Genomic DNA, 21,661 nt, shown 5'->3' with positions numbered 1-21,661 from the left:
AGCCGTGTCCGGGTCACGAGCACCGTGCGCGGTTAGGTAAGGCTCACCTAATATGAAGGTGCTCGGCCGGGAACGCAACCCGGCCGACGACGACTCGCGGGGACCCTCCGCGAGGCATTCTCGCGACCCCGATTCGGGGGCGTCGAGCACACGTCTCCCGCAGTCCCGACGCTCGTAGGGTGGGGAGCATGAGCGACCGCGACGAGCAGGCAGACGGCATCCGCACCGGGCGCGGCCCCGGGGATCCTGACGGGCTGGTGAGCGTGGACGACGTGGTCGGCGACGACGGCTCCCCCGCCGGCGTCGGCGACGCGGTCCGCGCACCCGACGGCACCGGCTACGGGCACGCGGAGGAGGACACCCCCGAGGTCGAGGACGCGGATCCCGCGAGCGCCGCCTACCCGGCGGTCCCCGACAACCGCGCGGTCACCGCGTCCGACTCCCACATGAGCGCGCCCGCCGACGACGCATCCGGGCACGTCGACCCCGAGGGCCGCTGACGTGACGGATCCCCACATCCCCGACGCCCCGCGTCACCCGCTCGCCGAGCCCGCGCCCATCGACGCCGACTCGGTCGCGGAGGAGGCGGAGGCCGCCGAGGAGGATGCGCGCGAGGACACCCCCGACCCGTTCGGCGAGGGTCCCGACGACCAGTGATCCACCCCGGGAGGCGCCGTCACGACGGGCTCCGGGCACTGCACATGCGCGTTGCCTGAACGCCGCCACACGCTGCTGGAGGCCGAGCGTAGCGTCGGACGCATGGACACCGACGACCCGCGCCTCCAGCCCGCGGACACCTCAGACACCAACCAGGACAAGGACTTCATCTCTCCCAGCGAGGACGACACGCGCGTCAAGCAGGAGCAGCAGATCACCGAGAGCGAGGGCGTCTCCGACGACGTCCCCGCCGCCGCGGACGACGTGCAGGTGCTCCCCGGATCGGGAGGCCCCGACGACGTGGGCGAGATCGACGTGGATCCCGCCGAGCTCAACCTCAGCGGCGACTCGATCCCCGGCCACCCCAAGCCCGAGGCCGGTGAGTGACCGTGACCGACGCCACCATCACCCCGTCGGACGACTCCACGGGGGATGACACCGCCCTCGACACCGAGGCCCTCGCGAACGAGACCGTGACCAACGACGCGGTCGCCGGCGAGACCGTGCTGCCCGACACCGACGAGCCCGTCGAGGAGCCGGACGACGACGCCGTCATGGGCGCCGACGCCGAGCCCACCGCCGACGCCCTCGGCGTCGACGGCGAGGCCGAGCCCGTGCTCGCCGACAACGAGCTCGCCGGCCAGGACATCGACCTGGACGACACCCCGCCCGCCTGATCCACTCCCCCATTTCCCGCACGCCGACCACAGCACCAGGAGACACATGAGCACCGACCAGTACACGTTCCAGGACCCGACCAAGATGTACGCGGGCATCGACCCGACCGCGCAGCAGCAGGACGGTCCCGGCCTCGACGCCGACCTGGACGAGACCGCGGACCGCAGCGAGAAGACCTACCGCGGATCCAACCGCCTCGAGGGACGCAAGGCCCTCATCACCGGCGCCGACTCCGGCATCGGCGCGGCCGTCGCCATCGCCTACGCCCGCGAGGGCGCGGACGTCGCGCTCTCCTACCTGCCCGAGGAGGAGGAGGACGCGAAGAAGGTCGTCGCCCTCATCGAGGAGGCCGGCCGGAAGGCCGTCGCGATCCCCGGCGACATCTCGACCGCGGAGTTCAGCCGCGAGCTCGTCGCGAAGGCGGTCGAGGGCCTCGGCGGACTCGACATCCTCGTCAACAACGCGGGCAAGCAGCAGAACGTCGACGCGCTCGAGGACATCTCGGACGAGGAGTTCGACCTGACCTTCAAGACCAACGTCTACGCGATGTTCTGGATCACGAAGGCCGCCCTGCCGCACCTCAAGCCCGGCTCGTCGATCATCAACACGTCGTCGATCCAGGCCTACGCGCCGTCGCCGAACCTCGTGCACTACGCCACGACCAAGGCCTCCATCAACGCGTTCTCGAAGGGCCTCGCCGGCCAGCTGGCGCCCAAGGGGATCCGCGTGAACGTCGTCGCGCCCGGCCCGATCTGGACGCCGCTGCAGACCGCGGGCGGCCAGCCCGAGGACGCACTGCCCGAGTTCGGCGAGGACACCCCCCTCGGCCGCGCCGGCCAGCCCGCGGAGCTCGCGCCCGCCTACGTGTTCCTCGCCTCCAACGAGTCGAGCTACGTCATAGGCGAGACGCTGAACGTCAACGGCGGCATGCCGACGCCGTAGCGGAGCGGCGTCCGGCGGCCGCCGGACGCGAGCGCACGAAGGCCGGAGGGGATCACCCCTCCGGCCCTCCGTCGTCGCGGGCGACCGCCTCGACGGTCCGACGCCGTCGGCGCGGATCAGGAGAAGAGCGCGCGCACGTGCCGGGACGACAGCATGGCGAGCCCGCACAGGGCCTCGCCCGTCCCCGCGACCACGAGGATGACCCGCATCGCCTCCTCCTGTCCGAGCGGCGCCAGCAGCGTGATGAGGCCGCCGCCCCCCCCCCCAGGACCGCCAACGGGTAGGGCCCTTGGCCGAGCAGGCGCGCGCCGCCGAGGATGGAGCCCTGCTGCGCCGGCGGCGCGGACTCCTGCCAGACGGCGGCGAGCGGCGCGCCCTGCAGCTGGATCGACGCGTTCCGCACGAACCCGGCTGCCACGACGAGTGCGAGGACGTCCGTGACGCCGAGCGACGCGCGGCCGACGAGCCCCAGCACGAGCGGCATGCCCGTGATCGCGACGAGGCGCGGGATCCTGTCGCCGCGTCACCCGGCCAGGGCGGCCCCCGCGACGAGCCCGACCGCGGCGCTCACGTTGTAGGCGGCGAGCCCCGACGCGGATCCCCACCGGCGGTCGGCGAGCAGGATCACGTACGCGGTCGTGGCCGTGACACCCAGCCCGTTGAAGAGGTTGAGCCCCGCGAAGCCGATCTGCATCTCGCGGATGCCCCGGTGGCGGAGGATCCAGGCGAGGCCGTCGCGCGCCCCGGGGAACGGGTTGGCACGCCGGGGCCCGGCGAGGGGCGGCGCATCCCACCGGACGACGAGGAGCGCCGCGACGCAGCCGAGCGACGTGAGCCCGTCCACCACGTACACGTACGCCGGGGCGACGGTGGCGTACAACGCGGCGCCCACGACGGGGGCGACGATGACGGGCGCGCGCTGCAGGAGCGTCGTGACGCCGTTGATGCGGGTCAGATCCGCGTCCTGCCTCATGCGCCGGATGCTGGCCGTGAGGGTCAGCGTGAGCATGCTCGCCGCGATGGCGGAGACCAGCACGAGCGGGTACACGAGCCCGAGGAGGCGCCCGGGGCCGATCAGCGACACCGTCGCCATGACGGCCGAGGCGGTCGCGAGCACCACGTTGGCGAGGATCGCGGCCCGGCGGTGCCCGATGCGGTCGGCGAACGCGCCCGCGAGCGGGGCGAGGTAGATGTTGCCCGCCGAGGACATGACAGTGAGCACCGCGAGGGCGACGGCGCTGCCGGTGTCGCGGAACACCTCGAGGGTGAGGACGAAGGACGCCGAACTCGCACCGAGCGTGGAGACCGACTGCGCGCCCCAGAGCAGGAGGAAGCCGCGGGACGCGCTGAGCCGCGACCACCCGCCCGAGGCGGCGGGGCGCGGGGAGGTCCGGTTCGGATCGTCCGCCTCCGAATCGTCCACGGACGCGCTCGACCCCGGTCCCCTCGTCGCCATCCGACCGAGGATAGGGTCGGCGAGCAGGCTCGACCGGTGTCGCCCACAGGTGGAGGCAGCGGCAGGTCGTGCGGAGGCGGAATAGGGTCGGGAGATGTCCGGCACCCCGGCCCGCATCGGCGGGAACGTCCTCGCGGGGCTCGTCTCCGCCGTCCGCCTCGCTCGACGCCCGCGACCCCTGCATCCGCACGGCGTCGCCCTCGCCGGGACGCTGACGCCCGTCGCCGGCCGCGCCGCCTCCGGGCTCGCGGGGCTCGACGGGCTCGACGCGCCACTCGAAGTCGACGCCCGCTTCTCGCGCGGTGGCGGCCTCCCCGCGGCGCTGCCGGACGTGCTCGGGCTGGCGCTGCGGATCCCGGACAGCGGCGGGACCACGGTCGACGTGCTGCTCGCATCCACCGGTCTCTCGCCTGCCGGGCGCTTCCTGCTCGCGCCGCATCGGTCCGTCTCGGGCGCGTGCCTGTCGACGCTCATGCCGTACCGCGGATCCGCGGGGCCGGTGCTGCTCGGCGTGCTGGTGGACGCGGATCCGCCGCTGCCGGCCGGTGCCGACGACCTCGGGCGCGCGCTCGCGACGCGGCCGGTGCGCATGCGCCTCGTGCACGCGACGCCGCGCGGGCTCTGGCACGTCGCCGCGCGGATCGAGCTGGCGCACGACTCCGCCGGGCCGCTCGACACGGCGACGCGCGCGGATCCCGTGCTCGCCGCACCGCCCGGCGACACCACGTACCCCTGGACGCGTCGGCTCCGCTCCCCCGGCTACCGGATCGCGCGGCACGGCCGGCCGGTCGCCTCCCGGCACGTCGCGCACGACCCCGACGCCTGACGCGCGCCTCCACCGGGACGCCCGCGCCCTTGTCGCGGGCGTCGCGCAGGCGTTGCCTGGGAGGAGAGCGTCGAATGCGGCGCCGGAACCGGCAGGAGATCCCATGAGGGAGCTGAAGCTCGTCGCGGCCATCGCGAGGATCGAGGACGCGAAGGCGCTGGATCCGATCGTGGATCGCGTGAAGGGCGTCGTCACCGCGCTGCTCAAGCCGCGGGCGCTGGCCGACCTGCTGCACGGCGTGCCGTTCGGCCACCCGCTGCACCCGGTCGCCGTCCTGATCCCCACCGGTGCGTGGGTCTCCTCGGCGGTACTGGACTTCCTGCCCGGCAACGACAAGGCCAGCAGGGCGCTGGTCGGCGTCGGCGTGCTGAGCGCAGCGCCCTCCATCGTCTCCGGCTATGCCGACTGGTCGCAGCTGCACGAGCAGCAGATGCGCGTCGGCATCGTGCACTCCGCGGCCAACGCGCTCGCGACGGGCCTCTACGGCCTCTCCTGGATCCAGCGCACCCGCGGCAAGCACACCAGCGGCAAGGTCCTCGGGCTCGCGGGTCTCGGCCTCGTCTCGGCGGGCGGCTTCCTCGGCGGCCACCTCGCCTACCGCCAGGCGGCGGGCGCCAACCACGCCGAGGACGTGCCACACCGGTTCCCCGCGGGTTGGCAGGAGCTAGGCCACCTCGCCGAGCTGCCCGACGGCCGCCTCGCGAAGCGCGACGTCGCCGGCCTCCCGCTCCTCGTCCGCCGCAACGGCATGACGGTGGATGCGCTGAGCAACACCTGCAGCCACCTCTCAGCGCCGCTCGACGAGGGCGAGCTGGGCACCGATCCGAAGACGGGCGAGGCGTGCGTCACCTGCCCGTGGCACGACAGCGTCTTCAGCCTGAAGAGCGGTGAGGTGATCCACGGCCCCGCCACCGCGCCGCAGCCGCGCTTCGAGACGCGCGTCACCGCCGGGCTCGTGGAGGTGCGGCTGCCCGACGCCGGATAGGCAGCACCCGCGGGGTCGGGATATCCGAGCCTGCGCACGACGACGCGGCGCAGGAGAAGCCCCGTGCTCCGGATACGAGCCTGTTCGATCGTGCCGCGGGGGGTTGCGCGCACGCGTTACCGTGTGATGTCCCGCCGCGGTGCGCTCGTGCTGCGGCTCGCCACCTCGCACGGCCCGCCCCGCGCACCGGATCGGATGGAGACACGCTCATGCTCGGAACCCGCAGGGAGGATGCGTACACGATCATCGATGCCGAAGCCGGCGTGTTCCTCGTCCGCGGAGCTCATGTCAACTGGACGATCCTCACGGAGGGTTCGGCGATGACCCTGGTGGATGCGGGATACCCGCGCGACGCGGACGCCGTCCTCGCCAGCCTCGCGGAGATCACGGCACGCACCGGCGCGGGAGACCTCGAGGCCGTCCTCATCACGCACGCGCACACGGATCACATCGGCGGCCTGGAACGGATCCTCGCGGCCGTGCCGAATGAGCCCCGCGTCCTCTGTTCCGCCGAGGAGCGGGCCCACGTCCGACGCGAAGTCGTCCAGCAGGTGACCCTGCAGACGGCGTTGCGCCACGCGTACGATCCGCGGGTTCTCGCGTGGCTCGTTGCGGCGGTCCGGCACGGCGGGCTCGAGGAGGTGGGGTACGCCGATGTCGAGGACTTCGCCCTCGACGCTCCCCTGGACGTTCCCGGGCGTCCGGTGCCGATCGCCACCCCCGGCCACACGACCGGGCACTCGAGCTTCGTGCTCGAGCACGTCGGGGCCCTCATCACGGGCGACGCGCTCGTCACCGGGCACGCGACCTCGCGGATCACGGGCCCCCAACCGTTGCACGACATGTTCCATGCCGACACCGTCGCGAGCCGCTCGACCTTCGAGCGGCTCGCGGCCTGGCCGCGGCCGGTCCGGTTCCTCCCCGGTCACGGTCCGCTGGCGGCCTCTCCATCAGCCTGACCCCGGCGGTGGAGCAGCGCTACCTCGGCGCGGATGAGCCCGGACCGCGGGGACCTGGCGGCGGACGCCGCGGACAGGGCCGCGATGATCGCCTGTCGCCAGCCCCGGCGCGGCGCAGCGCGGCAGCACCTCCCGCGGATCGCGACTCCGCGGCGCATCCGAGACCGCAGCGAACCGACCCGACGCGTGTCCTCACCCGGACGGGTGCGCCACGCGGGTCGGCCTGCGAGGGCAGCCCCGCACGACCGCGGACGACAGCGCCGAGCCGCGCTCCCCATGTGCACAGTCCGGCGCAGGTGCCACCCCCAGGCCCTGACCTCGGGATCGCATCCGTGAATGAGAAGGCCGACCCACACGGCGTCGGCTCAGCGGAAAGCCTGAGAGACAGGAACACCGTCCCATGCAGCATCACGCCCCCACAGGCCGACGACCTCGCACCTCGTTGCTCCAGGTCGCCGGCCTCGCCCTCGCCACGGGCACCCTCCTCTTCGGTCTCGGTGCCGTCCCGGCCTCTGCCCAGACCATCGTGCCGCAGGCCGCCAGCGGCACGACGACGCTGTACTTGAACTCGACCTACGAGAAGACGCTGTCGCACCTCGTCCGCTCCGTCCGCGTGTTCGGGGACGGGCTGCCCCAGGCGGGCGCGTGCGTCGCGGTGGACCCGCCCAACAACTACTTCCCCAATGTCGGGGAGGGAAAGATCACCGTGTCCGCGACGGGGAGGTATTTCGTCCAGAACTACATCGACACCAGCATCTGTGGCTGGAGGAGTGTGGCTCGGGAGACCAAGGGGTAGGTCGACATGAAGCAGTCCAACGTGTGGGAGGTATCGCCCTTCGGCAAGCCGTACGCCCTCCCTCGGCGCTAGCGCGACAAGTGGTACGACGGTACCCGTCCGGGAGGCCACCCTCCGCCTCCCGGGCACGGGCATCCTTCCACCAGGACCGCATCGTGATCGACGTCTCGCATCCGACCAGCGGCAGCCACCACCGCATCACGGCGACTGATGCCTTCCGGGGCGGTGTCGCCGAGGACCGACACGATCTGACCGCTGAGGTATGCGCGCGACCGGCGATCCCGGACGAGGCGCACGGCGGGCGGGTCGCGACGTGCGTCACGGAGCGGTCCGTATCGGGCGACCTCGCACGAGCAGCTCCACAGGCAGCGCGCTCGGAGGGCGCGACCCGGCATCCGTCCGGCGCTCGCGGTGACGCGAGAGGAGCAGGTCTTCGGTGCGCTGCCGCAGCTGCCCGAGCTCCGCCGGTGTGAGCCAGCACCCGTACTGGCCGTCCACGGCGGCCGTGCGCCACTCCTCGGAGTACGGTCTCCGTCTCGCGCCACGTGGCGTACCGCGCCAGCCGTCGCTGGGCGACGCCCCCCCCCCCCCACTCAAGGCGCGAGCTGCGACGCGGTGAGCGGGCCCCCGAGCGTCAGCTCCTCGAGGATCGCGAGCCGCAGGGGATGGGCGAGCGCTCGCGGCTCGGCGGCGCCGGCGACGCGCCTCTGGCGGGACCGTGCAGCGAAGGACGTCTTTGACTGGTCGTGATGCAGCGTCCGCGGCGCGCGCGTCCTCCACAGCTGGGGTCCGGCATCAGGACGTCGCCTCCCCCGCCCCGCGCAGCGCGACGACCGCGAGCACCGCGCATCCCGTGAACACGACGGCACCCGCGATGGTCGGCAGCGCGATCCCCACCGTCGCGAGCACGCCGCCCAGCGCGGATCCGGCGGCGAGGCCGACGAGGCTCACCACGCGGCCCGCGGAGCCCACGCGTCCGAGGAGGTCCCCCGGCACGAGCCGCTGGCGGAGCGAGGTGGCGCAGATGCTCCAGACCACGGCGTGCAGGATGTAGAGCGCGAGCAGGATCCCCGCGACGATCGGATCGCGTGTGACCGCCAGGGCCGCGAGGCTCCGGGCCCCGAGCACGAGGGCAGCCATGATGGTCCAGCAGGAGCCGAGGCGGGCGCGGAGCGGCGCGGCGATGGCGGATCCGGCGAGGCCGCCGAGCGCGGACACCGCGAGCAGCACGCCGTAGCCGGCCGCATCCAGCCCGAGCCGCTGATCCACGAACAGCACGAGCACCGAGAACGGGAGCATGTAGCCGACGCTGGCGAGGCCGCCGATGAGGGCCAGTGATCCGACGACGCGGTGCCCGGCGAGCCAGCGCACGCCCTCCGCGGCCTCGCGGAACACGGACGGCGGCGCGCCCGGCGCCTCGGAGGAGGGAGGGACGTCGCGCGTGCGCCGCGGCAGCGCGAGCGCCACAGCGCCCGCCGCCACCCACAGCCCGCCGGTCGCGTACACGGGCACGGCGGCGGCGAGCGCGAAGAGGATCCCGCCGAGCGGCGGCCCCACGAACTCGTCGGCCACGAGCTGCGTGCCCGTGATGCGCGCGTTCGCCCGGTCGAGGCGGCCAGCCGGCACGATCGACGGCAGCACCGCGACCGCGGCCCCGTCGGCCGCGCTCTCGAGCACGCCGACCACGGCCATCACGGCGTAGAGCACCGAGAGCGACGCGACGCCGGACTGGATCGACACCGCGAGCCCCAGCACGGCGACGCCGCGGAGCGCGTCGGCGACGACGATCAGCGTGCGCCGGTCGAGCCGGTCGACGTACACGCCCACGGGCAGCGCGACCAGGAGCCGCACGAGCGCGTACGTGGTCGCGAGCCCGGCGACGCCGCGCGGGTCGTCGGTGAGGCCCGCCGCGACGAGCGGCATGGTGACGAAGACGAGCCCGTCCGCGAGGTTGGAGAGCGCGTTCGCGCCCCACAACGCCCGGAACGGGCTCGTGGATCTCACGCCGTGCTCCTCGAGGCGGCGTGCGCCTCGGGGAGCACCGGCACCGGGATCAGATCCCGGCGCCCTCGGACGCGGCCGTCCCGGGGCCGACATCCGTCGAGGTGGAGCCGGCGCCGGCGGACGTGCCCGCGGCGGTCGAGCCGAGGAACGAGCTCAGCGCCGTCGCGACGTCGATGCCCGTGGTGTCCTTCAGCAGCTTGGGCAGGGTCGCCATGTTCTCCGCCACCGAGCGGTTCAGCGTGTTCGCGCCGTCCGCCGAGATGATCGTCATGTTGTCGACGTTGGCGAGCGGCGCCGCCATCTCGCGTGCGATCTCCGGCATCGACGCGATGATGCGGGCCTGCAGCGCCTCGCGCGACAGCTTGTTCTGCGCCTCGGCGAGCGCGGCGGCCGCCTCGGCCTCGGCCTGTCCGCGGGCCTGGATCGCGTCGGCGTTCGCCTTCCCGAGCGCGGTGATGGACGCGGCCTCGTTCACGGCAGCGGTCTTCGCCGCCTCGGCGTTCTGCGTGCGCTGGTAGACCTCCACGTCGACCTTCGCCTTCTCGGCGTCGCGTGCCGCCTGCGCGTCCTGGACGGTCGCGTACTTGCGGGCCTCGGCGGGGAGCTCGACGTCGATGCGCAGGCGCTCCTTCGACACCTCGGCCTGCGCGGCGACGGCGGTGCGCTCCTGGTCGGCGACCAGGCGGTCCTGCTCGGCCTTCGCCAGCTCGCCGGCCGCGTACGCGGTGGCGTTGGCGCGGTCGGTGTCCGCCTTGATGGCGGCGCGACGCAGGTCGAGCTCGAGCTGGCGCTCGGCGGTCTGCTGGTCGTTCTCGATCGCGGCGAGCGCGGAGATCCGCTTGTTCTCGGCCTCGGCGACCTCGGCGATCTGGCGGGCGCGCGCGGCGTTCGAGCGGGCCCGGTCGTCGAGGTAGGTGCTGCCGGGCGTCGTGATCTCGCGGACGTTGAGCGTCTCGATCTGGAGGCCGAGCTCCGCGAGGTCGTTCTTCGTCTGGTTCACGGCCTCCTGCGCCACGACGGAGAAGCTCTTCACGAGCTCGTCCACGGGCCGGTCGCCGATGAGGCCGCGGATCGCGCCCTCGAGCGACTGGCGCACGATCTCCGGCAGGGCGTCCTGCTGGAGGAGGTAGCGCTGCACGGCGCGGCGCACGCCGTCCTCGGTGCCCGTCACCTTGAAGTTGACGGTCGCGACGACGGCGGTGTTGATGAAGTTCGCGTCACGCGCCTCGGCCGTGACGCTCGTCTGGTACTGCTCCAGGGAGAGCGTGAAGCCCTCCTGGAAGATCGGCCAGATGAAGGTCCGGCCGCCGATGATGACCTTCTGCGGGCTGGAGAAGCCGGCGCCGCCCTCGCTCTTCTCGGCGTTGCGGCCGACGATGACGAGCGCCTGGTTCGGCGGCACGCGGCGGACGCGGGAGGCGATGAACGCCACCAGCGCCACGAGTATGACGATGATGACGATGACGGCGATCGCGGTGGTGCCGCCGGAGATCAAGTCCACGGGATGGTTCCTCTCGTTGGGACGGGTGCTGCTAGGTGGTGGGGGCGGCGTCGGCGTCGGGCTCCACGCGCACGCGGAACCCGTCCTCCGAGACGACGCGGATGCGGGTGCCGACGGCCAGCGGCTCGGGGCTCATGGCGAGCCGGCGCTCCAGCTCGCGGATGTGCTTGAGCCGCACCTCGCCGCCCGTGGGCGAGGTGGGCGAGGTGACGACGCCGACCATCCCGACGGGCGAGTACGAGCCGCCGCTCTCCTGCTTCGCGACGAAGCGGACGGTGAGCTGCACCACCACGAGGGCGACGAGCGCGAGGGCGACGGCGATCGCGATGGCCCCGCCGGATCCGATGCCCGCCTGGTCGGCGAGCAGGCCGCCGACGCCGTAGATGGCGAGGGCCGCGCCGAGCGCGACGCTGGAGAGGAGGAGCAGGAGTCCCACGGCCCCTACGACCACGAAGACGATCACGCCGCGGCTCCCGGGCAGGCCGCCGCAGAGGTGACGTGCGCGCCGACGTGGTGCGTGGTCATGCGGGGCCGATCTGCTGGGAGCGTGTCCTCCGACCGTAGCGGGTGATCCGCCGGGCGTCGCCTCCTCGTCCGGGGGCCGCCCCACCGCCTATGCTCCGCGCGTCGCGCGTAGCCTCGGGAGGTGATCCTCCTGTTCGGCACGCGCGCGCGCGACGCCCTCATCGTCATCGTGACCTTCGCATGCCTCCGCTGCGGCGTGACGAGCGCCCAGCGCGTGCTCCACCGCACCCTCCGCTTCACGCTGTTCTTCGTGCCGCTGATCCCGCTGCGCTCGACCTACCGCGTCGAGTGCCCGAACTGCGGGCTCGAGACGCGGCTCACGAAGGACCAGGCGATGCACGCCCTCGAGTGGGCCGTGCGGAACCGGGGCGCGCGCCGCTGAGCCGGCTCGCGCCGTTCTCCCAGGAATCCCTACCAGAGGTTAGGAATAAGTTTCGTCGCGCGCTTAGAGTGGCCGCGGGCTCCAGCCCATCTGCCATCAACGACGACGGGAGGGATGCGATGACGCATTCGATCAGCAGGAGACAGGCACTGGGGGTGGGAGCCGCCGCCGTGGGCACGCTGGCCCTCGCGTCGTGCTCGGCGCCGGGCGGGAGGCTGGTCAACTCCGATCCGGTCATCCCCGCTGCGGCGGCCGGCGAGAAGGTCACGCTCACGTACTGGGCGTGGCTGAAGGACCTGCAGAAGGTCGCCGACGTCTGGAACGCGCAGAACCCCGACATCCAGGTCGAGGCGGTCTGGATCCCCGGCGGCAACGCGGGCGGGTACCAGAAGATGTACTCCGCGATCACCGCGGGCGGCGGCCCCGACATCGGCCAGGTCGAGCTCCGGCAGCTGCCCGAGTTCCTCCTCGCCAACGGCCTCGTCGACCTCACCCGCTACGGCGTCGAGGAGTACAGGGACAAGTACGACGAGGCGCTGTGGAAGCAGGTCAGCTTCCAGGACGGCGTCTTCGGGATCCCGCAGGACTCCGGCCCCATGGCCTTCTACTACCAGCGCGAGCTCCTCGAGCAGGTGGGCGGCCAGCCGCCCGCGACCTGAGACGACTGGGCGACGCTCGGCGCCGAGGTCCGCAAGACCGGCGCCGGCAACTACCTCGACTGCTTCCCCGTCGCCGACGCCAGCGTCTTCACCTCCTACGCGACGCAGGCCGGCGCGAACTGGTTCCGGATCGACGGCGAGCGCTGGGTCGTCGGCATGCTCGACGAGCGCACCATGGAGGTCGCCGCGTTCTTCGACAAGGCCATCGACGACGACGTGGTCAACACCTCGTACTCGGCCTTCTCCCCGCCGTGGACCGCAGCCGCCGCGGACGGCAAGGTCTTCGGCGTCACGAGCGCCAGCTGGGGCGACGCCCTCATCCAGTCGGTCTCGGGCGGCGAGGGCAAGTGGAAGGTCGCGCCCATGCAGACCTGGGGCTTCGACGGGGCATACGGATCCAGCTACCTCGGGGGATCCACCGCGGCCGTGCTCGCCAACAGCAAGCACCCCGCGGAGGCGCTCAAGTTCATGACGTGGATGACGACCTCCCCCGAGGGCATCGACGCGATGATCAAGAACTCCGGCATCGGCTGGTCGCCGTCGCCCGACTACATCGGCGCCTCCCGGCAGGAGCCGAGCGAGTGGTTCAGCGGCCAGAGCTACAACGAGGAGGTGTTCGCGCCCGCGGCGAAGGAGCAGAACCTCGACTGGTCCTGGTGCCCGCTCACGCAGTTCACCCTCAACACCCTGCAGGACGAGTTCCGCCGCAAGCTCACGAGCGGCCAGACCCTCGTCGAGTCGCTGCCGCTCGCGCAGGAGGCCGTGATCGAGGCCTTCCGCAACAAGGGCCTCACGGTCGAGGCGGCGTCCGCATGAGCGTCGACACGCGTCCCGCCAGCGGCGAGCGCGCCGCTGCCCGCCCCGTCCGCGCGCAGCGCTCGGGCGTCAGCCGCGGCCAGCTGAAGAAGTCGCAGACGATCGCGCCGTGGGTCATGCTCGCGCCGTTCCTCGCGGTCTTCGTGCTGACCTTCGTGCTGCCGATCATCTACGCGGTGTTCCAGTCGTTCACGACCGTTCGGCGGGAGGGCCTGTTCGGCGAGCAGGGCGTCACCACCGTCTTCGCCGGGTTCGAGAACTACTCCCTGGCGCTCGCCAACGACGCGTTCACCGCGTCCATCGGCCGGGTGCTGCTGTTCGGCATCGTGCAGGTGCCGGTGATGATCATCCTCTGCACGATCCTCGCGCTCCTGCTCGAGTCGGCGTCGGCGAAGTGGCCCCAGTTCTTCCGGGCGGCGTACTTCATGCCGTACGGGGTGCCGGGCGTCATCGCGACGATCCTCTGGGGCTTCCTCTACATCCCGGGGCTCTCGCCCATCATCGACATCGGGCAGATGTTCGGGATCCAGCTGGACTTCCTCGGCGCCGACACGGTGCTGTGGTCCATCGCGAACATCGTGACCTGGACCTACACGGGCTACAACATGCTCATCATCATCGCCCAGCTGAAGTCGATCCCCGGGGACGTCTACGAGGCCGCGCGCATCGACGGGGCGGGCGCCTGGCGGACGGCGATGTCGATCCAGCTGCCGCTGATCCGGCCGGCGCTCGTGCTCGCGACCGTGTTCTCGATCATCGGGACGCTGCAGCTGTTCGCGGAGCCGCAGGTGCTCGCCACCTCCGCCCCCGCGATCGACTCGCAGTACACGCCGAACCTGTCGGCGTACACCACGGCGTTCGCGTACAACGACTACGGCGTCGCCGCGGCGCAGGCGGTCATCATCGCCCTCGCCGCGTTCGTGCTGTCGTTCGTGTTCCTGGCGTTCACCAACAGGAAGCCCAAGGAGGAGCGGGAAGCCGCCGCAGCGAGGAAGAAGGGGGCGCGCGCATGACCGCCACGGAGGCACGACCGACCACGAGCGAGACAGCCGCGCAGAAGGCGGAGCAAAAGCGCGCCGCCCAGGCCGCCGAGGCGAAGGTGAGCCGGCCGTCGAAGACCGGCAGCGCCCCGGGCGCGGGCACGAAGCCCGCGACGCGGATCATCGTCACGGCGATCCTCACGCTCGTCGCCCTGTACTTCCTCGTCCCCGTCTACTACATCGTGGTCGCGGCCACGAAGACGACGGCCGACCTGTTCAGCACCAACGGGTTCCTGTTCGCGAACATGAACCTGTGGCAGAACCTCACGATGGTGTTCACGTACGACGGCGGCATCTTCGTGCGCTGGTTCCTGAACTCGGTGCTCTACGCCGGGGTGGGCGCGCTCATCGCGACGTACTTCGCCGCCGCCGGCGGGTACGCGCTCGCGAAGTACAGGTTCACGGGATCGAACATCGTGTTCGGCACCATCCTCGGTGGGGTGCTCGTGCCGGGCACGGCCACCGCGCTGCCGCTGTTCCTGCTGTTCAGCTCGATGGGGATCGCGAACACGTACTGGTCGGTGCTCATCCCGTCGCTCGTCTCGCCGTTCGGCCTGTTCCTCTGCCGGATCTACGCGCAGGCGTCGGTGGAGGACGCGGTGATCGAGTCGGGCCGGATCGACGGGGCGAGCGAGCTGCGGATCTTCCACACGCTCGCGCTCCGCTCCATGACGCCCGCGCTCGTGACGGTGTTCCTGTTCCAGCTCGTCGGCATCTGGAACAACTACTTCCTGCCGCTGATCATGCTGGCCGACTCGAAGCTGTACCCGATCACGCTCGGCCTCAACAACTGGCGGAGCCAGGTCGACCGGCTGCCGGAGTTCTACCAGCTGACGACGGGCGGCGTGCTCGTCTCGATCATCCCGCTCATCGCGGCGATGATCGTGCTGCAGAGGTTCTGGCGGGGCGGTCTCACCGACGGCGCCGTGAAGGGCTGACGCACTCGCGCACGGATCCGCGGACGGCCGGGCGGGGCGACCTGCCCGGCCGTCCGCGCGTTCGGCGCGTCGCCCCCCGACCCACGATGATGGATGCGCGGCACGTCGCCGCCCCCGCCCACGCGCAAGGAAGCCCATGACGCACGCCCTCCCCTACTACGAGGACTTCGCCCCCACGTCGGGCGCGGCCCGACGTCCCCGGTCCTGCCTGCACTCGGATGCCCCGCGCATCGTGCTGAACGGCGACTGGCGGTTCCGCCTCTCCCCCACCCCGCGCGGCCTCTCCGACGAGATGGCCGACCCCGCGTTCGACGACTCCGGCTGGGACGAGATCCCCGTGCCGAGCCACTGGGTGCTCGGACAGGACGGCCGCTACGGCCTCCCCGCCTACACGAACGTGCAGTACCCGTTCCCCGTCGAGCCGCCCTTCGTGCCGGACGAGAACCCCACGGGCGACTACCGCGTCGAGATCGAGGTGCCCACGGACTGGCAGTCGCTCGAGCGCGTCGTGCTCCGCTTCGAGGGCGTCGAGTCGGCCTTCAAGGTGTGGCTGAACGGCGACGAGGTCGGCACCGCGATGGGATCCCGCCTCTCGCACGAGTTCGACGTCACCGCGTCGCTGCGGCCCGGATCCAACGTGCTCGCCGTGCGCGTGCACCAGTGGTCGATCGCCAGCTACCTCGAGGACCAGGACCAGTGGTGGATGCCCGGCATCTTCCGCGACGTCACCCTCCTCGGCCGCCCGATCGGCGGCATCGACGACGCGTGGACCCGCGCCGAGTACGACCACGAGACGGGCGCGGGCACCGTGCACGTCGAGGTCGACGCGGAGCCGTCCGCGTTCCCCGTCACGTTCGAGGTGGAGGACCTCGGGATCCACGTCACCTGGGACACCCCGGCCGACGTCGCGCCCGTGCACGTGGACCGCGTCGAGCCGTGGAGCGCCGAGAGCCCCACGCAGTACCAGGGCTTCCTCCGCACCAACGTCGAGGCGCTCTCCATCCGCCTCGGCTTCCGCACCGTGCGCATCGAGGGCGACCGGTTCCTGGTCAACGGCCGCCGCGTGGTCTTCCACGGCGTCAACCGGCACGAGGCGCATCCCGAGCGCGGCCGCGTCTTCGACGAGGAGCACGCGCGCGCCGACATGCTGCTGATGAAGCAGCACAACGTCAACGCGATCCGCACGAGCCACTACCCGCCGCACCCGCGTGTCCTCGACCTCGCCGACGAGCTCGGCTTCTGGGTGATCGACGAGTGCGACCTCGAGACCCACGGCTTCGAGTTCGGCGGCTGGGTCGGCAACCCGAGCGACGACCCGCGCTTCGCGGAGGCGTACCTCGACCGGATCGAGCGCACCGTCGAGCGCGACAAGAACCACCCCTCCATCGTGATGTGGTCGCTCGGCAACGAGGCGGGCACCGGCCGCAACCTCGCCGCCATGTCGGCGTGGGTCCACCGCCGCGACCCGGGCCGGCCCGTGCACTACGAGGGCGACTACACGGGCGAGTACACGGACGTCTACTCGCGCATGTACTCGAACCTGCAGGAGACCGAGTCCATCGGCAGCGACGTCATCCCGGGCGACCTGCTCGGTTGCACGCCCGGCGAGGGCATGCGCCAGCGCACCAAGCCCTTCATCCTGTGCGAGTACGTCCACGCCATGGGCAACGGCCCCGGCCAGATCGCCGAGTACGAGGACCTCGTGCTCCGCTACCCGCGCCTCCACGGCGGCTTCGTGTGGGAGTGGCGCGACCACGGCATCCTCACCGAGACCGCGGACGGCGAGGCGTTCTACGCCTACGGCGGCGACTTCGGCGAGGTCGTCCACGACGGCAACTTCGTGATGGACGGCATGGTCCTGCCCGACGACACCCCCACGCCCGGCCTAGCCGAGTACAAGGCCGTCGTGCAGCCCATCGCGTTCGGGCTCGAGCGGGAGGGCGGATCCGCGTCCCTCGTCGTCGAGAACCGGTACCACTCCGTCTCCACCGCGCTCGCGAGCCTCGTCTGGGTGCTCGCGGTCGACGGCGACGACATCGCGACCGGCGTCCTCGACGCCGAGCCCGTCGCCGCCGGGGAGACCGTCCGCATCCCGCTGCCCGCCGACGCCCTCGACGCGGGCGACCTGCGCGCCGACGGCGCCGAGGTGTGGCTGACGGTGCAGGCGATCCTCCGCGACGACGAGCCGTGGGCCGAGGCCGGCCACGTGGTCGCCGTGCAGCAGTTCGACCTCACGCCCGCACCCCGTCCCGCCGTGCTCGCCCGCTGGGTCGACGCCGACGAGGACGTCATCCCCGACGCGGGGGCCACGCGCCTCACCCTCGGCGACGGCGAGTTCGACCTCGCCACCGGCCGCCTCGTGCGCCTCGGCGCGCTCGAGGTCGACGGGCCGCGTCTGGAGCTGTGGCGCGCCCCGACCGACAACGACCGCAGCGACAGCAGCGGGTCCTACGAGCTGGCGGATCCGCGCCTCACATTCGGCAAGGGCGTGCCCGGGCCGTCGAGCGAGGCGCGCTGGCGCCAGGCGGGCCTCGACCGGCTCACGCACAGGGTCCGCTCGGTGAAGGTCGGCTCCGGTTCGCTGACGGTCGTCGTGCGCACGAGCGCGGCGCAGTCCTTCGACTCGGTCGACACGACGTACTGCTGGACCGAGGGCGCCGACGGCGACCTGGGCCTCCGCGTTGACATCGTGCCGAGCGCCGGCTGGGCCATCAGCTGGCCGCGCGTCGGGATCCTGTTCGACCTGCCCGCGAGCGTCACCAACGCGGAGTGGTTCGGCACCGGGCCGTTCGAGTCGTACCCCGACTCGCGCCGGGCCGCGCTCGTCGGCCGGTTCTCGTCGCTCGTCGACGACCTGGGCGCCGTGTACTCGATACCGCAGGAGACCGGCCACCGCAGCGACCTGCGCGAGCTCGAGCTCGGCACGTTCGACGGCGAGCACGGCATCGTGATCCAGGCCCGGCCCGACACCGCGGGTCGCCGCCCCGGCTTCACGGCCTCCCGGCACACGCCGCAGGAGCTCGACCGGGCCGCGCACCCGCACGAGCTGCCCGCGAGCGAGGCGGTGCACCTGTACATCGACGCCGCGCAGCACGGGCTCGGCTCGCGCGCGTGCGGCCTCGACGTGCTGCCCGAGCACCAGCTCTGGCCGTCGGCGCGCACGCTGGAGCTGACGATCCGCAGCCGCTGACGGACCGGCGGCGGGCCCGCGCCGGGCCCGCCGCCGCATCGCGCACGGCACGACCGCACGACACGCTCGCCCTCCGGCCGGAGGGCGAGCAAGCTGGAGACGACGGCGTCCGATGGCGGGCGCGAGGAGGACGCATGACCGACACCATCGAGCAGGGCACCGCGGGCACCAACTGGGCCGGCAACTACGCGTACACGGCCCGCGAAGTCCGCACGCCGACGAGCGTCGAGGAGCTGCGGGCCATCGTCCGTGACGCGCCGACGATCCGCGTGCTGGGATCCCGCCACTCGTTCAACGACATCGCCGACTCGGAGGTGCTGGTCTCGCTCGCCGAGCTGCCGGCCGACCTCGTGATCGACCGCGACGCCAGCACCGCCACCTTCTCCGCGGGCCTCCCCTACGGCAAGCTCGCGGAGCTCCTCGGCGCGGAGGGCCTCGCGATCCACAACCTCGCGTCGCTGCCCCACATCTCGGTCGGCGGCGCCATCGCGACGGCGACCCACGGATCCGGCATCGGCAACGGCAACCTCGGCACCGCGGTCGCGGCCCTCGAGATGATCACCGCCGACGGCGAGACCGTCACGTACCGCCGCGGGGACGACGACTTCGACGGCGTCGTGGTGGGCCTCGGCGCGCTCGGCGTCGTCACCCGCGTGACCCTCGACGTCGAGCCGTCCTACCTCGTGCGCCAGCGCGTGTTCGAGGGCCTGTCGTGGGACGCGTTCGACGAGAACCTCGAGGACGTCTTCGGCGGCGCGTACAGCGTCAGCGTCTTCACGCGCTTCGGCGAGACCACCGACCAGGTGTGGCTGAAGAGCCGCGTGCAGCTCGGCGTCGACGGCCAGCCCGAGGACGAGGTCGTCGTGGCCGACTACTTCGGGGCGCCCGCCGCCACCGAGGAGCGCCACCCCATCCTCGGGATCGACCCCGTCCACAGCACCTCGCAGCTCGGCGTCGTCGGCCTCTGGTCCGACCGCCTGTCGCACTTCAAGATGGGATTCACGCCGAGCGACGGCGAGGAGATCCAGTCGGAGTTCCACGTGCCGCTCGACCGGGCGGTCGAGGCCGTGCAGGCGCTGCGGGCCATGGGCGACCGGATCCGGCCGATCCTCCTCGTCTGCGAGCTGCGCGCCGTGGCCGAGGACCGGCTGTGGCTGAGCCCCCAGTACGGGCAGACGACCATCGGCCTGCACTTCACCTGGAAGCGCGACCAGGAGGCCGTCGAGGCGCTCCTCGTCGAGCTGGAGGCGGCCATCCGGCCGTTCGGCGCGCGCCCGCACTGGGGCAAGGTCTTCACCGCTGAGGCGGCCGACATCGTGCCGCTGTACCCGCGATCCGGCGACTTCCTCGCCCTCGCCGAGCGCCTGGATCCGACGCACAAGTTCCGCAACGCGTGGTACGAGCGCTCGCTGCTCGGCTGATCCGCATCCGCCCCTGACCGGGACCGCACCCGGGATGCGCGACGCGCCGAGCACCTCCTCGCGCGCCGCGGATCCCGGGTCGGCGGCGAGAACGGCGCGTAGGGTGAGCACCATGGCGCCCGAGACCTCCTCCTACGTACCTGCCCCCGGGCGGATCACGATGTTCTCCACCACCTGGTGCGGCTACTGCCGCCGGCTGAAGGCCCAGCTCGATCGAGCCGGCATCGGCTACGACGAGGTGGACATCGAGCAGGTGCCCGGCACCGCGGAGCTCGTGGAGGCCATCAACGGCGGCAACCAGACCGTCCCGACCGTCCTCTTCCCCGACGGATCGTCCGCCACCAACCCGTCGCTCGCCGACGTGACCGCGAAGGTGGCCTGAGCCATGCAGCACCACGACCTCAGCGTGATCCCCGACTTCCTCGCCGCGTGGATGCGCGAGCAGCGCTGGTTCGCCTCGAAGGGCACCGAGCCCCGCCTCGAGCGCATCGGCGGCTGGAGCTTCAGCGACGAGGGCTGGTTCGCCCGCATCGAGACGCACCTGATCATCGACCACGGCAGCGCCAAGCCCGTGCTGTACCAGGTGCCGCTCACCTACCGGCAGGCGCCGCTGGAGGAGCTGAAGCCCTTCCACATCGGCACCACGGTCGAGGACGACGGCGTCGAGCTGCACGTCTACGACGGCCCGCACGACCCCGCGTACGCGTGGGCGCTCATCCGCACGATCCTCGACGACCGCGACGCCGACGTCGACGAGACCTCGCTCGGCGCGACCGCGCGCGGCCAGCGCCAGCCGGGCGTGGAGATCGCGACCGTCGTCGGATCCCACGTGCTCTCGGGCGAGCAGTCGAACACGTCGATCATCTACGACATGGTCTCGGCCGACGGCCACGCCGTGAACCCGATGATCGTCAAGGTCTTCCGCGCGCTGCACCACGGCGAGAATCCCGACGTCGTGCTCCAGTCCGCCATCGCGGGCGCCGGATCCCGGCTCGTGCCGCAGACCATGGGCAGCGTGCTCGCCGAGTGGAGCGACTCCGGCCGCGAGGAGGGGCGCGCCATCGGGCACGTCGCCTTCGCGCAGGAGTTCCTGCCCGGCGTGACCGACGCGTGGCGGGTCGCACTCCGCGCCGCCGAGGCCGACGCTGACTTCCAGGCCGAGGCCCGCGCGCTCGGCGAGGCCACCGCAGACGTGCACGCCACGCTCGCGGCCGCGCTCCCCACCGTCGAGGCCACGCCCGACGTCATCGAGGGGATCATGGTCAGCTTCCGCCGCCGCCACGCGACGGCCGAGCGCGAGGTGCCCGAGATCGCCGCCTTCCACGACGCCATCTCGAGCGTGTACGACGCCGCCGAGAAGGGCGAGTGGCCGAAGCTGCAGCGCATCCACGGCGACTACCACCTCGGCCAGGTGCTCTCGGTGCCGAACCGCGGCTGGGTCCTCCTCGACTTCGAGGGCGAGCCGATGCGGCCCATGCACGAGCGGTCGCTCGCCGACGTCACGCTCCGCGACGTCGCCGGCATGCTCCGGTCGTTCGACTACGTGGCCGGCTCGTACGCGCTCGCGCACCCCGGCAAGTCCGCGGCCGCGTGGGCAAGCGCCTCGCGCCGCGCGTTCGTCGACGGCTACATCGCCCGCTCCGGCACCGACCTCCGCGCGAACCGGGCCCTGCTCGACGCGTTCGAGATCGACAAGGCCGTGTACGAGGCGATCTACGAGGTCCGTAACCGGCCCGGCTGGCTCTCCATCCCGCTGCAGGCCGTCGCGCGCCTCGCGACCCGCTCGAGCACGCTCGGCGCCGTCACGACGCCCGGCGCGACCGGGCCGCGCGAGGCGGGGCCGCTCACCTCCTGACCCGAGGCCGTCCTCGAGTGTGCGTTGTGCG

General features: G+C 72.3%; 20 protein-coding genes and 1 pseudogene. 17 read left to right on the top strand and 4 right to left on the bottom strand.

The features are described from left to right. Positions 1–188 precede the first annotated feature (188 nt). From HDR73_RS03665 to HDR73_RS03645, 5 genes are all read left to right on the top strand, one after another. On the top strand, positions 189–500 hold the full coding sequence (locus tag HDR73_RS03665; RefSeq protein ID WP_041464453.1) for a hypothetical protein: 312 nt from the start codon (positions 189–191) through the stop codon (positions 498–500). A 1-nt stretch (position 501) separates the two neighbouring features. After that, the gene (locus HDR73_RS03660; protein WP_012298530.1) at positions 502–657 is read left to right on the top strand and encodes a hypothetical protein; all 156 of its coding nucleotides are present in this window, start codon (positions 502–504) and stop codon (positions 655–657) included. Between the two features lie 102 nt (positions 658–759). Continuing rightward, positions 760–1,044, top strand: coding sequence for a hypothetical protein (locus tag HDR73_RS03655; protein ID WP_041464452.1), 285 nt, complete (start codon positions 760–762; stop codon positions 1,042–1,044). Positions 1,045–1,046: 2 nt separating this feature from the next. Then, positions 1,047–1,334, top strand: a complete 288-nt coding sequence (locus HDR73_RS03650) for a hypothetical protein (RefSeq protein WP_223842734.1) — start codon at positions 1,047–1,049, stop codon at positions 1,332–1,334. A 46-nt stretch (positions 1,335–1,380) separates the two neighbouring features. Beyond that, on the top strand, positions 1,381–2,277 hold the full coding sequence (locus tag HDR73_RS03645; protein WP_012298527.1) for a glucose 1-dehydrogenase: 897 nt from the start codon (positions 1,381–1,383) through the stop codon (positions 2,275–2,277). Positions 2,278–2,800: 523 nt separating this feature from the next. On the opposite strand, the gene HDR73_RS03640 is transcribed toward HDR73_RS03645, so the two are convergent. Continuing rightward, positions 2,801–3,700 (bottom strand): MFS transporter, encoded by a 900-nt coding sequence (locus tag HDR73_RS03640; RefSeq protein ID WP_012298525.1) that lies wholly within the window; start codon positions 3,698–3,700, stop codon positions 2,801–2,803. 127 nt (positions 3,701–3,827) lie between these two features. Between HDR73_RS03640 and HDR73_RS03635 the strand changes: the two genes are divergently transcribed. From HDR73_RS03635 to HDR73_RS03620, 4 genes are all read left to right on the top strand, one after another. Next, positions 3,828–4,559 carry a hypothetical protein gene (locus tag HDR73_RS03635; protein ID WP_012298524.1) on the top strand — a complete coding sequence of 244 codons (732 nt, stop codon included), beginning with the start codon at positions 3,828–3,830 and terminating at the stop codon, positions 4,557–4,559. Positions 4,560–4,662: 103 nt separating this feature from the next. Beyond that, positions 4,663–5,544 carry a Rieske (2Fe-2S) protein gene (locus tag HDR73_RS03630; protein ID WP_041464451.1) on the top strand — a complete coding sequence of 294 codons (882 nt, stop codon included), beginning with the start codon at positions 4,663–4,665 and terminating at the stop codon, positions 5,542–5,544. Between the two features lie 209 nt (positions 5,545–5,753). Next, positions 5,754–6,503: an MBL fold metallo-hydrolase gene (locus HDR73_RS03625; RefSeq protein WP_012298522.1), complete on the top strand. Its 750-nt coding sequence runs from the start codon at positions 5,754–5,756 to the stop codon at positions 6,501–6,503. Between the two features lie 400 nt (positions 6,504–6,903). Further along, complete coding sequence (locus HDR73_RS03620) at positions 6,904–7,299, top strand: hypothetical protein (RefSeq protein ID WP_133064119.1); 396 nt, start codon at positions 6,904–6,906, stop codon at positions 7,297–7,299. 795 nt (positions 7,300–8,094) lie between these two features. Here HDR73_RS03620 and HDR73_RS03615 read toward each other — a convergent pair. The 3 genes from HDR73_RS03615 to HDR73_RS03605 are packed head-to-tail and all read right to left on the bottom strand — an operon-like array spanning position 8,095 to position 11,267. Continuing rightward, positions 8,095–9,303 carry an MFS transporter gene (locus HDR73_RS03615; RefSeq protein ID WP_012298520.1) on the bottom strand — a complete coding sequence of 403 codons (1,209 nt, stop codon included), beginning with the start codon at positions 9,301–9,303 and terminating at the stop codon, positions 8,095–8,097. 49 nt (positions 9,304–9,352) lie between these two features. Next, positions 9,353–10,804 carry an SPFH domain-containing protein gene (locus tag HDR73_RS03610; protein ID WP_012298519.1) on the bottom strand — a complete coding sequence of 484 codons (1,452 nt, stop codon included), beginning with the start codon at positions 10,802–10,804 and terminating at the stop codon, positions 9,353–9,355. Positions 10,805–10,835: 31 nt separating this feature from the next. Further along, positions 10,836–11,267, bottom strand: a complete 432-nt coding sequence (locus HDR73_RS03605) for an NfeD family protein (RefSeq protein WP_012298518.1) — start codon at positions 11,265–11,267, stop codon at positions 10,836–10,838. Positions 11,268–11,450: 183 nt separating this feature from the next. Here HDR73_RS03605 and HDR73_RS03600 point away from each other — a divergent pair, with 183 nt between their 5' ends. From HDR73_RS03600 to HDR73_RS03565, 8 genes and pseudogenes are all read left to right on the top strand, one after another. Continuing rightward, positions 11,451–11,711 carry a zinc-ribbon domain-containing protein gene (locus HDR73_RS03600; RefSeq protein ID WP_012298517.1) on the top strand — a complete coding sequence of 87 codons (261 nt, stop codon included), beginning with the start codon at positions 11,451–11,453 and terminating at the stop codon, positions 11,709–11,711. Positions 11,712–11,830: 119 nt separating this feature from the next. Further along, positions 11,831–13,186 (top strand): annotated as a pseudogene (locus tag HDR73_RS03595) (ABC transporter substrate-binding protein). Then, positions 13,183–14,199 carry a carbohydrate ABC transporter permease gene (locus tag HDR73_RS03590; RefSeq protein WP_012298516.1) on the top strand — a complete coding sequence of 339 codons (1,017 nt, stop codon included), beginning with the start codon at positions 13,183–13,185 and terminating at the stop codon, positions 14,197–14,199. Before HDR73_RS03595 ends, HDR73_RS03590 begins: the two are co-directional and overlap by 4 nt. Next, entirely contained in the window at positions 14,196–15,164 is a 969-nt protein-coding gene (locus HDR73_RS03585) for a carbohydrate ABC transporter permease (RefSeq protein WP_012298515.1), read from the top strand. Before HDR73_RS03590 ends, HDR73_RS03585 begins: the two co-directional genes overlap by 4 nt. 136 nt (positions 15,165–15,300) lie before the next feature. Next, entirely contained in the window at positions 15,301–18,354 is a 3,054-nt protein-coding gene (locus tag HDR73_RS03580) for a glycoside hydrolase family 2 TIM barrel-domain containing protein (RefSeq protein ID WP_012298514.1), read from the top strand. Between the two features lie 134 nt (positions 18,355–18,488). After that, positions 18,489–19,775, top strand: a complete 1,287-nt coding sequence (locus HDR73_RS03575; protein WP_012298513.1) for an FAD-binding protein — start codon at positions 18,489–18,491, stop codon at positions 19,773–19,775. 112 nt (positions 19,776–19,887) lie between these two features. Then, complete coding sequence (locus HDR73_RS03570; protein WP_012038801.1) at positions 19,888–20,157, top strand: mycoredoxin; 270 nt, start codon at positions 19,888–19,890, stop codon at positions 20,155–20,157. Between the two features lie 3 nt (positions 20,158–20,160). Continuing rightward, positions 20,161–21,630 (top strand): maltokinase N-terminal cap-like domain-containing protein, encoded by a 1,470-nt coding sequence (locus HDR73_RS03565; protein WP_041464449.1) that lies wholly within the window; start codon positions 20,161–20,163, stop codon positions 21,628–21,630. The last annotated feature ends 31 nt before the right edge of the window (positions 21,631–21,661 follow it).

The organism is Clavibacter sp., assembly GCF_014802555.1.
Lineage (GTDB): Bacteria > Actinomycetota > Actinomycetes > Actinomycetales > Microbacteriaceae > Clavibacter > Clavibacter sepedonicus.
The sequence above is the reverse complement of the archived record's forward strand: the minus strand, read 5'-3'. Positions and strand labels throughout refer to the sequence as shown.